The sequence below is a fragment of the Bradyrhizobium sp. 930_D9_N1_4 genome, assembly GCF_052076015.1.
In the GTDB taxonomy this organism is placed as follows: domain Bacteria; phylum Pseudomonadota; class Alphaproteobacteria; order Rhizobiales; family Xanthobacteraceae; genus Bradyrhizobium.
Map to the genome: position 1 here is coordinate 1,542,890 of NZ_CP197236.1, position 14,259 is coordinate 1,557,148.

Genomic DNA, 14,259 nt, shown 5'->3' on the forward strand with positions numbered 1-14,259 from the left:
GGCATGACGATGATCCCCAAGCCACCCGACCGCAACGGGCTCGAACAGGAGCAGTTTCTCAAGATCCTGTCGCGCGAGGATGCGATCGCGCGTTTCGAAGCCGCGCTATTTCCGCGCCGGATCCCGAGCGAAGCGCGCAAACTCGGCGATGCACTCGGCGGGGCGCTCGCCGAAGACATCACCGCGCCGATCGACGTACCGCCGTTCGACCGTTCCAATGTCGACGGCTTTGCCGTGCGCTCGGCCGATCTTTCAGCCGCTGGTGAAGGCGCGCCCGTTCGCCTCGCGCTGAACGGCGAGATTATTCACTGCGGCACTGCGTCGAAGCTGCAAGTCGGAACGGGAACCGCGACACCGATTGCGACCGGCGGTCCGCTGCCACGCGGCGCCGACGCCGTCGTCATGGTCGAGCACACCCAGCCGGCCGGCTCGGATGCGATCGACGTTCGCCGCGCCGTGTCGCCGGGGCAATTCGTGTCCTATGCGGGATCCGACATCGCGCGCGGCGAAGCCTTGCTGCGCGCCGGCACGATCGTCGGTTCGCGCGAGATCGGCATGCTGGCGGCTTGCGGCATTGCCGAGGTGAAGGTCGCGCGCAAACCACGCGTCGCGGTGATCTCGACCGGTGATGAGCTGGTGCAGCCTGGTGAGGCGCTTGCGCCCGCGGCAATCTACGACACCAACGGCGCGATCGTCGCGGCTGCGATCGATGAGAATGGCGGCGATGCGATCTTCCTCGGCGCAATTCCCGATGATGAGGCCGAGCTCGAAGCCGCCATGCGCAGCGCGCTCAGGGATGCCGACATGCTGGTGCTCTCCGGCGGGACGTCGAAGGGCGCGGGCGATGTGTCCCATCGCATCATCGGCCGGCTCGGCCAGCCCGGCATCGTCGCCCATGGCGTGGCGCTCAAGCCCGGCAAGCCGCTGTGCCTCGCGGTGTGCGACGGCAAGCCGGTGGTGATCCTGCCGGGCTTTCCGACCTCGGCGATGTTCACCTTCCACGACATGATCGTGCCGGTGTTGCGCAGGATGGCCGGATTGCCGCCGCGCTCCGATGCCAAGGTGAATGCGACCGTGCCGGTGCGCATCGCCTCCGAGCTCGGCCGCACCGAATTCGTCATGGTCTCGCTGGTCGAGGGCAAGGACGGCCTGATCGCCTATCCCACCGGCAAGGGCTCCGGCGCGATCACGTCCTTCGCGCAGGCCGACGGCTTCTTGCGCATCGACGCGCTCGCCGACCAGCTGCCTGTTGGCACCGAAGCCGAGGTAACGCTGTTCACGCCGCATGTGCGGGTGCCCCATCTCGTCATCGTCGGCAGCCATTGCACCGGCCTCGATCTCGTCACGGCACAGCTCGCGCATGCGGGCCTCACCGTGCGCTCGATCGCAGTCGGCAGTCTTGGCGGGCTCGCGGCGGCGAAGCGCGGCGAATGCGATCTCGCGCCGATCCATCTGTTCGACGACAAAAGCGAGACCTACAACACGCCCTATCTCGTCGAGGGACTCGAGCTCATCCCGGGCTGGCGGCGCATGCAGGGCATCGTCTTCCGCAAGGGCGACAAGCGTTTCGAAGGCCTCGGCGCGAAAGAAGCCGTTGCGGCCGCGCTCGCGGACCCCGCCTGTATCATGGTCAATCGCAACCAGGGCGCCGGCACGCGAATCCTGATCGACCGTTTGCTCGGCGGCGTGCGTCCGGAGGGTTACTGGAACCAGCCGCGCTCGCACAATGCTGTCGCCGCAGCGGTCGCGCAGCATCGCGCCGACTGGGGCATGACCATTGCGCCGGTCACCCATGCGGTCGGCCTCGGTTTCATTCCGTTCGCGGAAGAGCATTATGACTTCGCGCTGGTGACGGCGCGCAAGCAGCGGCCGGCCGTACAAGCCTTTCTTGATGCACTCGGGTCGGACGAGGCGCGCACAGCGTTGGAGCAAGCCGGCTTCCGGCCCGCCTAAGCAGACGGCGACGCGGCATTCAAGCCGCGCGGAAAATGGGGTGGGGACGCGATGGCAAGGCGGCTATCGGTTGCGATCGTCGGTGCCGGCATGGGTGGGCTCGCGACCGCCGCAGCACTCAGGCGCGTCGGCATCGACGTGATGGTCTACGAGCAGGCCTCCCGGTTCGCCCGCATCGGCGCCGGCATCCAGATCGGCTGCAACGCCATGAAGGTGTTGCGCGCGCTGGGCTGGAGGCACGGATGCGAGATCAGTCGTTCTACCCGCGCTCCTGGAACAACCGCGACTGGAAGAGCGGCGACATCAAGTTCGACATGATTTTTGGGGAGAGCGCGGAGCAGAAGTTCGGCGCGCCCTATCTGCTCGCCCATCGCGGCGATCTGCATGCGGCGCTCGCAAGCGCCGTGCCGGATGAGTTCGTGAAGCTCAATCACAAGCTGGTCGGTCTCGATCAGACCGGTGAGGGCGTCCGGCTGAGCTTTGCCGACGGCACCAGCGCTGTCGCCGATGCCGTTGTCGGCGCGGACGGCGTGCATTCAGCCGTGCGCGACATCCTGTTCGACACCGCGCCGGTGAAGTTTACCGGCCGCATCGCCTATCGCACGACCTATCCCGCCGCACTGCTCGGCGGAGAGAAGATCGACGACTGCACGAAGTGGTGGGGCGATGACCGCCACATCGTGATCTATTACGTCAAGCCTGATCGCAGCGAGGTCTATCTCGTCACCAGCCAGCCTGAGCCGGACTTCTGCATCGAGTCCTGGTCGGCAAAAGGCGATGTGCGCGATCTGCGCGCTTCGTTCGAGGGGTTTCATCCGCAGGTCGGACAGGTGCTGGCGGCGTGTCCCGACGTGCACAAATGGGCGATCATGGACCGCGACGCCCTGGCGTGCTGGTCTGACGGCAAGGTCGCACTGCTCGGCGATGCCTGCCATCCCATGACGCCCTATATGGCGCAGGGCGCGGCGATGGCGATCGAGGATGCCGCCGTGCTCTCGCGCTGCCTCGACGGCGTCGACCGCGATGGCATTGTCAATGCATTCCGCCGCTTCGAGGCGACGCGCAAGCCGCGCACCACGCGCGTGCAGGAAACCTCGCGCGCCAATATCTGGCTGAAGGAGCGGACCGATACGAGCTGGGTCTACGGCTACGACGCCTGGGAAGTGCCGCTGGCGGCCTGACTAGGCCGCGTCATCCAGCGCCGCCAGCCGCTCGGCTTCGGCGATGTCCTCGACCGTGTTGGCGTTGAAGAACGGATCCAGCGGCTCAGCCGGCCAGGTCACCGTCGCTAGCGGATAGCGCGCGGTCCAGCGGTCGATCTTGCGGAGGTCCTCGACGACCAGCGCGTGACGCAGCTCGTCGCGCAAGGCAACGCGCCACAGGCCGATCACCGGATGCGACTGATCGCCTGATGCAGCCACCGCAAGCTGTGCATTCTCCCGCGTGCGTGCCTCGTGCAGGCGCACAACGAGATCTCGTGGCAGGAACGGACAGTCGCCGGCGGCGCTGAGCACCCATTCGATGTCAGGACGGTTGGTCGCGGTCCAGTCGAGCGCGGCGAGGATGCCGGCGAGCGGGCCGGGGAAGTTGGGCACGTCGTCTGCGATCACCTGCAAGCCGAACTCGGCGAACCGCGCGGGATCGCCGTTCGCATTGAGGATCAGTCCGCTGCATTGAGGCGACAGCCGCGCGATCACGCGTTCCAGAATGGTGCGGCCGCCGATGGTGCGCATCGGCTTGTCGCCGCCGCCCATGCGGCGTGCGAGGCCGCCAGCGAGCAGCACACCTTGTGTTGCCGGAATCTCAGTCGTCACCACCTTCACCCTTGCGCTTGTGCTTCGCCGACTCCTCCTCGACATAAGCGAGGTTCTGGTCGTAGACGATCCGCTCCTCGCCCGCGAGCACGATGAAGCGCTTGCCGCGGGCGCGGCCGACCAGCGTCAGTCCGACCTGCCTCGCGAGATCGACGCCCCAGGCGGTGAAGCCGGAGCGCGACACCAGGATCGGAATGCCCATCCGCACCGTCTTGATCACCATCTCCGAGGTGAGCCGTCCCGTGGTGTAGAGGATCTTGTCGGAGGCATCGACGCCGTGGCGGTACATCCAGCCCGCGATCTTGTCGACGGCGTTGTGGCGGCCGACATCCTCGGTGTAGCAGAGCGGCTCGCCTTCCTTGCACAGCACGCAGCCGTGGATCGCGCCGGCCTCGAGATACAGCGAGGGCATGGTGTTGATGGTCTGCGTCATCTGGTAGAGCCAGGAGGTGCGCAGCTCGGCCTTCGGCAGCGCGACGCTTTCGACCGCCTCCAGCAGGTCGCCGAAGGCGGTGCCCTGCGCACAGCCCGAGGTCTGCGTGCGCTTCTTCAGCTTGGCTTCGAAATTGGTATGGTGCTCGGTGCGCACGACGACGACCTGAAGGTCGTCGTCGTATTCGACCTCGGTGACTGCGTCATTATATTTCAGCATGTTCTGGTTCAGCAGGTAGCCGAGTGCCAGATATTCCGGATAATCGCCGATCGTCATCATGGTGACGATCTCCTGCGCATTCAGATAGAGCGTCAGCGGCCGCTCCATCGGCACCTTGATCTCGACCTTGGCGCCGGATTGGTCGGTGCCGGTCACGCTCTGGGTCAGGCGCGGATCGTCCGGATTGGGGACGATCAGGGGCACCGGGGCTTTGTCGATCTTCATCATGGCCGCGACGTTAGCATGACATTCGGGTCAAGCCGATATAAGCATGCCGTGGAGAGAACGAAATGCCTCCGTTCGTCATTGCGAGCGCAGCGAAGCAATCCAGAATTATATCCGCGTTGGCAGTCTGGATTGCTTCGCTGCGCTCGCAATGACGGGGAGGGGACGGTGGTTCCATCAGGCATGGGGTCACGCGCGGATACGGAGCTGGAATGAAAGTCATCGGCCTTGCAGGCTGGAGCGGCGCGGGCAAGACCACGTTGTTGACGCGGCTGATCCCGCTTTTCAACGCGAAGGGCCTGCGCGTCTCCGTCATCAAGCATGCGCATCACCAGTTCGACGTCGACGTGCCCGGCAAGGATTCCTGGCGGCATCGCGAGGCGGGTGCGGCCGAGGTGCTGGTGGCCTCGTCGAACCGCTGGGCCCTGATGCATGAGTTGCGCGGCGCGGCGGAGCCGCGGCTGCCGGAACTCCTGAGCAAGCTGTCGGCCGTCGATCTCGTCGTGGTCGAAGGCTTCAAGCGCGAGCCGCATCGCAAGATCGAGGTGCATCGCGCTGCCAACGACAAGCCATTGCTGTTTCCCGACGATCCCGGCATCGCCGGGATCGCGACCGACGTCGCCATTGAAACCCGGCTGCCGACTGTCCATCTCGATGACATCGAGGCTGCCGCGGCGTTGCTTTTGCGCGCGGCGATGCCGGTCGAGGAAGCGGTGGCGAAAAGCGCCGCGATGCGCTGACGAGGCACCATGGCGCAACTGTCGGACGATTGTTTTGCTTTCGGCGGACCGATGATGTCGGTCGATGAGGCCGTTGGCCTGATCACAACCCGCGTCAACGCGATCGCCGATCTCGAAACGGTGGCGCTGGTTGATGCCGACGGGCGCGTGCTGGCGCGCGATATCGCCGCGCCGCTGCCGCTGCCGCCCTTCACCAACTCGGCCGTCGATGGTTACGCCGTTCGTAACGCCGACCTTCCGGAGAACGCGGAGCAGGCGTTGCCGCTCGACGGCCGCATCCAGGCCGGCGGTCTGGCGCAGGCCGCGATCAAACCCGGTCACACCGCGCGGATTTTTACCGGCGCGCCGATGCCGCTGGAGGCCGAAACCGTCTTCATGCAGGAAGACGTCCGCGTCGATGACGAAGGCAACATCGTATTGCCGCCGGGGCTGAAGCCCGGCGCGAATGTCCGCCCCGTCGGCGAGGATATTCCGCAAGGGCACGTCGCGCTGCGCGCCGGCCAGCGGCTGCGGCCGCAGCACGTTGCGCTTGCGGCGGCGTTCGGCCTTGTCAGGCTCGAAATGGTCAGGCGCATCCGCGTTGCGGTATTCTCGACCGGCGACGAACTGGCTTCGCCCGGCGAGCCGCGCGCGGCCTCGCAGCTGTTCGACTCCAACCGCTTCATGCTGATGGCGATGCTGCGCCGGCTCGGCTGCGAGGTCAGTGATCTCGGCATTTTGCGCGACGAGCGCAATTCGCTAGCGAATGGCTTGAAGCAGGTCGCGGGTGCGCATGATCTGATCCTCACGACCGGCGGCGTCTCGACCGGCGAGGAGGATCACGTCAAGGCGGCGGTCGAGAGCATCGGTTCTCTGGTGCTGTGGCGGATGGCGATCAAGCCCGGCCGTCCCGTGGCGATGGGCATTATCGACGGCACGCCGCTGATCGGCTTGCCCGGCAATCCCGTTGCGAGTTTTGTCACCTTCGTCCATGTGGTGCGGCCGACGGTGCTGGCGCTTGCCGGCGGTCTGCCGGAGCCGCTGTTGCCGATCCCGGTCCGCGCGGCGTTCGCCTACAAGAAGAAGATCGGCCGCCGCGAATATGTTCGTGTGTCGTTGCGGCGCGGAGAGGACGGCGCGTTGGAGGCGGTCAAGTTCCCGCGCGAGGGCGCCGGGCTGTTGTCGTCACTCGTCGAGACCGACGGCCTCGTCGAACTGGGTGAGGACGTCATTGGTGTCGAGCCGGGGCAGGGCGTAGGTTTCCTGTCCTACGCCGATCTGCTCTGAGCGCCTTGCGTTGACGCCATTGATCCCTCCCGCCATGTTGCGACCATGACCAGAACGACCCTTGATCTCACGGGACTAAAGTGCCCGTTGCCCGCCCTGAAGACGCGCAAGGCGCTGAAACCATTGCAGCCGGGCGATCAGCTCGAGGTGCACTGCACTGATCCGTTGTCGGTGATTGACATTCCGAACCTGATCCGCGAGACGGGCGACACGGTGGAGATCACCGAGCGCAACGAAGCGCGCATCGTGTTCTTGATAGAAAAGGTCGATGGTTCGATAGAAAAAACCAATGGTGCGCTGCGCTCGTAGTGCACGGTCACTCTGCCGATACCTACCTTTTGTCTATCGACATCCATCATGGCTTCTGCCCCAATTGACTTTGTCCGTGCAGGCGCGGAGGTTGAGTCGTGTCTGCGATACGCGGATCAACGGGCCACACTCACGAAGCCTGCACGATGTATCGGCATAGGGCCCCGCTTCAGGGGTTAACTTTTCGGATGCGCGTGATGATCCTGGCGCGCGTCGAATGATTGTGCGGAGCAGCAGGGACCGTTGGCTGCATCGCAAAGGGCTGAGGAACAGGATCGTAGCGGCAGGTTTGCTCAGAAGGGCAACTGCAGGGGAGGAATGCATGGCTACAGTTGAAAGCGCCGGAAGGCTGTCGGGCGCAGGCGCAGGATTTCTAGATCGCGAACGCACGATCGCAACGGCCGGCTTCAATCGCTGGCTGGTGCCGCCGGCGGCGCTTTGCATCCATTTGTGCATCGGCATGGCCTATGGCTTCTCGGTGTTCTGGCTGCCGCTCTCGCGTGCGATCGGACTGACCGCGCCGAAGGCATGTCCCGACATGTCGCTGGTGCAGGAGCTGTTCACCACCACCTGCGACTGGAAGGTCGCCAGCATGGGGTGGATGTACACGCTGTTCTTCGTGCTGCTCGGCATCGCGGCCGCGGTGTGGGGCGGCTGGCTGGAGCGCGTCGGTCCGCGCAAGGCGGCCTTCGTCTCGACGCTGTGCTGGTGCGGCGGCCTCTTCCTCGGCGCGATCGGCATCTACACCCATCAGCTCTGGCTGCTGTGGCTCGGCTCCGGCGTGATCGGCGGCATCGGTCTCGGCCTCGGCTACATCTCGCCGGTGTCGACGCTGGTGAAGTGGTTCCCGGATCGTCGCGGCATGGCGACCGGCATGGCCATCATGGGCTTCGGCGGCGGCGCCATGATCGGTGCACCGCTCGCGAACCTCCTGATGAACTACTTCAAGACCCCGAATTCGGTCGGTGTCTGGGAGACCTTCGTCGCGATGGGCGTCATCTACTTCGTGTTCATGATGATCGGCGCCTTCCGCTATCGCATTCCGCCGGCCGGCTGGCAGCCCGAGGGCTGGACAGCGCCGTCCAAGGCCAACGCGATGATCTCCAAGAGCAACGTCCATCTCAACGACGCGCACAAGACGCCGCAGTTCTGGCTGATCTGGTGGGTGCTCTGCCTGAACGTGTCGGCGGGTATCGGCGTGATCGGCATGGCCTCGCCGATGCTCCAGGAAATCTTCGGCGGCAAGCTCATCGGCCTGCCGGACGTCGGCTTCAACGCGCTCGATGCCAGTCAGAAGGCGCAGATCGCCGGCATTGCCGCGGGCTTCGCCGGACTGCTGTCGTTGTTCAACATCGGCGGCCGGTTCTTCTGGGCCTCGCTGTCGGACAAGATCGGCCGCAAGAACACCTATTATACGTTCTTCATCCTCGGCATCGTGCTCTACGCGCTGGCGCCGACCTTTGCGGCGATGGGTTCGAAGCTTCTCTTCGTGCTCGGCTTCGGCATCATCCTGTCGATGTATGGCGGCGGCTTCGCGACCGTGCCGGCCTATCTGGCCGACATGTTCGGAACGCAGTTCGTCGGCGCCATCCACGGCCGGCTGCTGACCGCCTGGTCCACCGCGGGCATCATCGGCCCCGTCGTGGTGAACTACATCCGCGAGTTCCAGCTCGCGGCGGGCGTTCCGCGTGACCAGCTCTACAACACCACCATGTACATCCTCTGCGCCATGCTGATCGCGGGCCTGATCTGTAACTATCTGATCAAGCCGGTCGACTCGAAGTGGCACATGAAGGAGACCGACGTCGCCAAGTTGCAGGCGGCGAGCGCGACCGCTGCGGCCTCGGGACCTCACGGTTCCTACGGCATCGGATTTGGCGGGCTCGACGGCAAGGCAGCCCTGTTCTGGGCCTTCGTCGGCATCCCGCTGCTCTGGGGCGTCTGGAAAACGCTGGAGAGCGCGGTCAAGATCTTCTGATCGAAAACCCACATGGTCGCGGGATGCTGACTGCTCAGCATCCCGCGGGCTACGTCTTTCAAGTCAAGAATGGGATCTAGGGGGATTCTGATGCTTCGTACCCGTATCTGCCTTGCCGCCATGATGCTGGCCGCAAGCCTTCATGCCGCGTCCGCGCAAACCGCAGCGGCGCCTGCCACAACGGCACCTGCTGCGACGACTGAAGCCAAGCCGGGCAAAGTCAAGCTCACCAAGAAGCTGAAGGACATGAAGGCCAAGTGGTCCGCCAACAAGCCGAAGCTGAAGGCGTGCCGCGCCGAGGTGAAGGCCAAGGGCCTGGCCGGTGACGATCGCTGGTTCTACATCGAAGACTGCATGAACAAGACCTGAGCCGAGGTTCCGCGAACAGTTTGCGTCAGGGGGCGTGGCGGGGCGGCTGCCCGCCCCTTAAATGATTGTAGAGGCGTTCTAATTATCTTGGAATCTGGTATACCAGAGGGTAGAGTTACCTGGAATGAGCCTGACATTGGAGGTGCGGACGACGCAGTTCCCGCGGGTCAGGCCGGAAATAAGGATGGATCGCGACGGCAATCCGCCCCGAGGTCATCGCGCTTTTGAGGAGAACGCGACGTTTCCATGAGCAGCAACGACGACGTTCACAAGGTCAGAGAATTCGAGCATCCGGGCGAAGGGCGCCGGCGCGCCAAATCCACGCCCAAGGGCCGGCAGGTCGACCCGACCGCCGCGCATGAGATCGAGCAATTGCTCGCCGACAAGCCGCGGCGGCGCGATCTGCTGATCGAATATCTCCACCTGATCCAGGACAGATATCGCCAGATATCGGCCGCGCATCTCGCCGCGCTTGCCGACGAGATGAAGCTCGCCTTCGCGGAGGTGTTCGAGACCGCGACGTTCTATGCGCATTTCGACGTGGTGAAGGAAGGCGAGCCTGATATCGCGCCGTTGACGATCCGCGTCTGCGATTCGCTGACCTGCGCGATGCTCGGCGGTGACAAGCTGCTTGAGGATTTGCAGAGCGCATCCGGCCCCGGCATTCGCGTCGTGCGCGCGCCCTGTGTCGGCCGCTGCGACACCGCGCCGGCCGCAGAAGTCGGCCACAATTTCGTCGACCATGCCACCGTTGCCAATGTGATGGCGGCGGCGAAGGGCGGCGACACCCACGCGCATCTCCCGAAATATATCGACTACGACGCCTATGTCGCGGACGGCGGCTACAAGCTGCTCAATCGCGTTCGCTCGGGCGAGTTGTCGAAGGACGATCTGCTGAAGGGTCTCGACGACGCCTCGCTGCGCGGTCTCGGCGGCGCCGGCTTCCCAACGGGGCGCAAATGGCGCGCGGTGCTCGGTGAACCCGGTCCGCGGCTGATGGCGATCAACGGTGACGAGGGCGAGCCCGGCACATTCAAGGACCGCGTCTATCTCGAAAGCGATCCGCATCGCTTCCTCGAGGGCATGCTGATCGGCGCGTTCGTCGTGCAGGCCTCCGATATCTACATCTATCTGCGCGACGAATATCCGGCCTCACGCGAGATCCTCGAGCGTGAGATCGCGAAGCTTCCCGCGGGCGGACCCACGCTGCACATGCGGCGCGGCGCCGGTGCTTACATTTGCGGCGAGGAATCCTCGCTGCTCGAAAGCATCGAGGGCAAGCGCGGCCTGCCGCGGCACAAGCCGCCTTATCCGTTCCAGGTCGGCCTGTTCGGCCTGCCGACGCTGATCAACAACATCGAGACGCTGTGGTGGGTGCGCGACATCGTCGAGAAGGGCGCCGACTGGTGGAAGGGCAATGGCCGCCACGAGCGCCATGGCCTGCGCAGCTTCTCGGTCTCGGGCCGGGTCAAGAATCCCGGCATGAAGCTCGCGCCCGCGGGCATCACCGTGCGCGAGCTGATCGATGAATATTGCGGCGGCATGGCTGACGGCCATCAATTCTATGCTTATCTGCCGGGCGGCGCCTCCGGCGGCATCCTGCCGGCGGCGATGGATGACATCCCGCTCGATTTCGGTACGCTGGAGAAATACGGCTGCTTCATCGGCTCGGCTGCGATCGTGATCCTGTCGCAGAACGACAGCGTGCGCGCAGCAGCCCTGAACCTGATGAAATTCTTCGAGGACGAGAGCTGCGGCCAGTGCACGCCATGCCGCGTCGGAACCCAGAAGGCGGCGCAGCTGATGCAGAAGCCGGTCTGGAACCGTGCCTTGCTGGAAGAATTGAGCCAGGCGATGCGCGATGCCTCGATTTGCGGGCTCGGACAGGCGGCATCGAACCCGCTCTCCACCGTGATCAAATATTTCCCTGACGAGTTCAAGGAAGCGGCCGAATGACCAAAATTACGTTCGAGCTCGATGGCAAACAGGTCGAAGCCAACGCCGGCGAGACGATCTGGCAGGTGGCCAAACGCCAGGGCCGCGAGATCCCTCATCTCTGCTATTCGCCCGCGCCCGACTATCGCCCCGACGGCAATTGCCGTGCCTGCATGGTCGAGATCGAGGGCGAGCGCGTGCTGGCTGCGTCGTGCAAGCGCACGCCGTCGGTGGGCATGAAGGTGAAGAGTGAATCCGCGCGTGCGACCGCCGCGCAGAAAATAGTGATGGAGTTGCTGGTCGCCGACCAGCCGGCGCGCGAGACCAGCCACGATCCGGAGTCGAAGTTCTGGCACTGGGCCGAGACCACGGGCGTCACCGAGAGCCGCTTCCCCGCCGCCGAACGCTGGGAGACCGATGCCAGCCATCCGGCGATGCGCGTCAATCTCGATGCCTGCATCCAGTGCGGCCTCTGCGTGCGCGCCTGCCGCGAGGTCCAGGTCAACGACGTCATCGGCATGGCCTATCGCAGCCATGGCTCGAAGATCGTGTTCGATTTCGACGATCCCATGGGCGAGTCCACGTGCGTGGCCTGCGGCGAATGCGTGCAGGCCTGCCCGACCGGCGCGCTGATGCCGGCCGTGATGCTGGACGAGAACCAGACCCGCGTGACCTACGCGGACAAGAAGGTTGATTCGCTCTGCCCGTTCTGCGGCGTCGGTTGTCAGGTCACCTACGAGGTCAAGGACGAGAAGGTGATCTATGCCGAGGGCCGCGACGGCCCGGCCAATCATAATCGCCTTTGCGTCAAGGGCCGCTTCGGCTTCGACTACATCCATCATCCGCATCGCCTGACCAAGCCGCTGGTGCGGCTGCCGAATGCGAAAAAGGATTCCAACGACCAGGTCGATCCCGCCAATCCCTTCACCCACTTCCGTGAGGCGAGCTGGGAAGAGGCGCTCGACATCGCAGCCAAGGGCCTCGTCAAGATTCGCGACGAGAAGGGCGTGAAGGCGCTGGCGGGCTTCGGTTCGGCCAAGGGCTCGAACGAAGAGGCCTATCTGTTCCAGAAGCTGGTGCGCACCGGTTTCGGCTCGAACAACGTCGACCATTGCACGCGCCTGTGCCACGCCTCGTCGGTGGCGGCGCTGTTCGAAGGCGTGAGCTCGGGCGCGGTGTCGGCGCCGTTCTCGGCTGCGATGGACGCCGAGGTCATCATCGTGATCGGGGCCAACCCGACCGTGAACCATCCGGTCGCCGCGACCTTCATCAAGAATGCGGTCAAGCAGAACAACGCCAAGCTGTTCGTGATGGACCCGCGCCGGCAGACGCTGTCGCGACACGCGACCAAGCATCTCCAGTTCAAGCCCGGCTCCGATGTCGCGATGCTGAACGCGATGATCAACACGATCATCACCGAAGGCCTGACCGACGACCAGTACATCGCCGGCTATACCGAGGGCTTCGACGACCTCAAGGAGAAGATCCAGGAATTCACGCCGGAGAAGATGGAGGCGATTTGCGGCATCCCGGCGCAGACCTTGCGCGAGGTCGCGCGCACCTATGCGCGGGCCAAATCGTCGATCATCTTCTGGGGCATGGGCATCAGCCAGCACGTCCACGGCACCGACAATGCGCGCTGCCTGATCGCGCTGGCGCTGATCACCGGCCAGATCGGCCGTCCCGGCACCGGCCTGCATCCGCTGCGCGGCCAGAACAACGTGCAGGGCGCCTCAGACGCCGGCCTGATCCCGATGTTCCTGCCGGATTACCAGCCGGTCAGCCGTGACGATCTGCGCGGGGCTTTCGAAAAGACGTGGGATCAGGATCTCGATCCCGTCCGCGGCCTGACCGTTGTCGAGATCATGAACGCGATTCATGCCGGCGAGATCACGGGCATGTACATCGAGGGTGAGAACCCCGCGATGTCCGACCCCGATCTCCAGCATGCGCGCCAGGCGCTGGCGATGCTCGATCATCTCGTGGTGCAGGATCTCTTCGTCACCGAGACCGCGTTCCACGCTGACGTCATCCTGCCGGCCTCGGCCTTCGCCGAGAAGGACGGCTCCTTCACCAACACCGACCGCCGCGTGCAGCTTGCGCGGCAGGTGATCAAGCCGCCGGGCGATGCGCGGCAGGATCTCTGGATCATCCAGGAGATCGGCAAGCGCATGGGCCTGCCGTGGAATTATGCCGGTCCCGGCGACGTCTTCACCGAGATGGCGCAGCTGATGCCGTCGCTGAAGAACATCACCTGGGAGCGCCTCGTGCGCGAAGGCGCGGTGACTTATCCGGTCGACGCTCCCGACGTGCCCGGCAACGAGATCATCTTCACCACAGGCTTCCCGACCGCGAGCGGTCGCGGCAAGATCGTGCCGGCGCATGTCATCCCGCCGGACGAGATTCCCGACGCCGAATATCCGATGGTCCTGTCGACCGGCCGCGTGCTGGAGCACTGGCACACCGGCTCGATGACCCGCCGCGCCCAGGTGCTCGACCAGATCGAGCCGGAGGCGGTGGCCTTCATGTCGCCGAAGGACATGCACAGGAAGAAGCTCGCGCCCGGCGATTTCATCCGGCTCGAGACCCGCCGCGGCGCCATCGAGGTCAAGGTCCGCTCCGATCGCGACGTGCCGGAGAACATGGTGTTCATGCCGTTCTGCTACGCGGAGGCGGCGGCCAACCTGTTGACCAACCCGGCGCTCGATCCGTTCGGCAAGATCCCGGAGTTCAAGTTCTGCGCGGCGAGAGCCGAGCGGGCGGAGATGCGGGATGCCGCGGAGTAGCGGCAACGGCCGTCATTGGGCGGCGCGCTGCTAACCAAATCCCGCTGTCGTCCCGGCGAAGGCCGGGACCCATACCGCGTGATCTGTCGGTTGTGGATGGCCGCAATACCGAGCGACTGGCCTTCGCCAAACTCCTCCCTGGGGTTATGGGTCCCGGCCTTCGCCGGGACGACACCGAACGTGTGGTGGGCATATGCCCGACATCGCCACCGCTTCGCGCCTCGCAATGACG

General features: G+C 64.9%; 12 protein-coding genes. 10 read left to right on the top strand and 2 right to left on the bottom strand.

Annotated features, from left to right (window positions below):
* Positions 1-3: 3 nt before the first annotated feature.
* The 3 genes from AB7532_RS07160 (at position 4) to AB7532_RS07170 (ending at position 3,134) form a co-directional block, all read left to right on the top strand.
* On the top strand, positions 4-1,953 hold the full coding sequence (locus AB7532_RS07160) for a molybdopterin biosynthesis protein (RefSeq protein ID WP_441234102.1): 1,950 nt from the start codon (positions 4-6) through the stop codon (positions 1,951-1,953).
* Positions 1,954-2,043: 90 nt separating this feature from the next.
* Positions 2,044-2,271: a hypothetical protein gene (locus tag AB7532_RS07165; RefSeq protein WP_441239206.1), complete on the top strand. Its 228-nt coding sequence runs from the start codon at positions 2,044-2,046 to the stop codon at positions 2,269-2,271.
* Positions 2,196-3,134 carry an FAD-dependent monooxygenase gene (locus tag AB7532_RS07170; RefSeq protein WP_441234103.1) on the top strand — a complete coding sequence of 313 codons (939 nt, stop codon included), beginning with the start codon at positions 2,196-2,198 and terminating at the stop codon, positions 3,132-3,134. Before AB7532_RS07165 ends, AB7532_RS07170 begins: the two co-directional genes overlap by 76 nt.
* On the opposite strand, the gene mobA is transcribed toward AB7532_RS07170, so the two are convergent.
* Together mobA and fdhD are read right to left on the bottom strand one after the other, a co-directional pair.
* A complete protein-coding gene (gene mobA / locus AB7532_RS07175; protein ID WP_441234104.1) occupies positions 3,135-3,812 on the bottom strand; it encodes a molybdenum cofactor guanylyltransferase MobA in 678 nt (225 codons plus the stop codon).
* Positions 3,757-4,647 (bottom strand): formate dehydrogenase accessory sulfurtransferase FdhD, encoded by an 891-nt coding sequence (gene fdhD / locus AB7532_RS07180; protein ID WP_441234105.1) that lies wholly within the window; start codon positions 4,645-4,647, stop codon positions 3,757-3,759. Before fdhD ends, mobA begins: the two co-directional genes overlap by 56 nt.
* 209 nt (positions 4,648-4,856) lie before the next feature.
* Here fdhD and mobB point away from each other — a divergent pair, with 209 nt between their 5' ends.
* The 7 genes from mobB (at position 4,857) to fdhF (ending at position 14,027) form a co-directional block, all read left to right on the top strand.
* The gene (gene mobB, locus AB7532_RS07185; RefSeq protein ID WP_441234106.1) at positions 4,857-5,384 is read left to right on the top strand and encodes a molybdopterin-guanine dinucleotide biosynthesis protein B; all 528 of its coding nucleotides are present in this window, start codon (positions 4,857-4,859) and stop codon (positions 5,382-5,384) included.
* A 9-nt stretch (positions 5,385-5,393) separates the two neighbouring features.
* Positions 5,394-6,650: a molybdopterin molybdotransferase MoeA gene (locus AB7532_RS07190; protein ID WP_441234107.1), complete on the top strand. Its 1,257-nt coding sequence runs from the start codon at positions 5,394-5,396 to the stop codon at positions 6,648-6,650.
* A 45-nt stretch (positions 6,651-6,695) separates the two neighbouring features.
* Positions 6,696-6,959: a sulfurtransferase TusA family protein gene (locus AB7532_RS07195; RefSeq protein WP_441234108.1), complete on the top strand. Its 264-nt coding sequence runs from the start codon at positions 6,696-6,698 to the stop codon at positions 6,957-6,959.
* A 322-nt stretch (positions 6,960-7,281) separates the two neighbouring features.
* Positions 7,282-8,937, top strand: a complete 1,656-nt coding sequence (locus tag AB7532_RS07200; protein WP_441234109.1) for an OFA family MFS transporter — start codon at positions 7,282-7,284, stop codon at positions 8,935-8,937.
* A 90-nt stretch (positions 8,938-9,027) separates the two neighbouring features.
* Positions 9,028-9,306 (top strand): hypothetical protein, encoded by a 279-nt coding sequence (locus AB7532_RS07205; protein ID WP_441234110.1) that lies wholly within the window; start codon positions 9,028-9,030, stop codon positions 9,304-9,306.
* A gap of 246 nt (positions 9,307-9,552) precedes the next feature.
* A complete protein-coding gene (locus AB7532_RS07210; RefSeq protein ID WP_441234111.1) occupies positions 9,553-11,262 on the top strand; it encodes an NADH-ubiquinone oxidoreductase-F iron-sulfur binding region domain-containing protein in 1,710 nt (569 codons plus the stop codon).
* A complete protein-coding gene (fdhF, locus tag AB7532_RS07215) occupies positions 11,259-14,027 on the top strand; it encodes a formate dehydrogenase subunit alpha (RefSeq protein ID WP_441234112.1) in 2,769 nt (922 codons plus the stop codon). The genes AB7532_RS07210 and fdhF overlap by 4 nt, the downstream gene beginning before the upstream one ends.
* Positions 14,028-14,259: the final 232 nt, after the last annotated feature.

Excerpts from the sequence above, each read along its gene's own strand:
- AB7532_RS07160 (WP_441234102.1), top strand. The coding sequence starts at position 4 with ATGACGATGATCCCCAAGCCACCCGACCGCAACGGGCTCGAACAGGAG.
- AB7532_RS07165 (WP_441239206.1), top strand. The coding sequence starts at position 2,044 with ATGGGTGGGCTCGCGACCGCCGCAGCACTCAGGCGCGTCGGCATCGAC.
- AB7532_RS07170 (WP_441234103.1), top strand. The coding sequence starts at position 2,196 with ATGCGAGATCAGTCGTTCTACCCGCGCTCCTGGAACAACCGCGACTGG.
- mobA (WP_441234104.1), bottom strand. The coding sequence starts at position 3,812 with ATGTCGAGGAGGAGTCGGCGAAGCACAAGCGCAAGGGTGAAGGTGGTG.
- fdhD (WP_441234105.1), bottom strand. The coding sequence starts at position 4,647 with ATGATGAAGATCGACAAAGCCCCGGTGCCCCTGATCGTCCCCAATCCG.
- mobB (WP_441234106.1), top strand. The coding sequence starts at position 4,857 with ATGAAAGTCATCGGCCTTGCAGGCTGGAGCGGCGCGGGCAAGACCACG.
- AB7532_RS07190 (WP_441234107.1), top strand. The coding sequence starts at position 5,394 with ATGGCGCAACTGTCGGACGATTGTTTTGCTTTCGGCGGACCGATGATG.
- AB7532_RS07195 (WP_441234108.1), top strand. The coding sequence starts at position 6,696 with ATGACCAGAACGACCCTTGATCTCACGGGACTAAAGTGCCCGTTGCCC.
- AB7532_RS07200 (WP_441234109.1), top strand. The coding sequence starts at position 7,282 with ATGGCTACAGTTGAAAGCGCCGGAAGGCTGTCGGGCGCAGGCGCAGGA.
- AB7532_RS07205 (WP_441234110.1), top strand. The coding sequence starts at position 9,028 with ATGCTTCGTACCCGTATCTGCCTTGCCGCCATGATGCTGGCCGCAAGC.
- AB7532_RS07210 (WP_441234111.1), top strand. The coding sequence starts at position 9,553 with ATGAGCAGCAACGACGACGTTCACAAGGTCAGAGAATTCGAGCATCCG.
- fdhF (WP_441234112.1), top strand. The coding sequence starts at position 11,259 with ATGACCAAAATTACGTTCGAGCTCGATGGCAAACAGGTCGAAGCCAAC.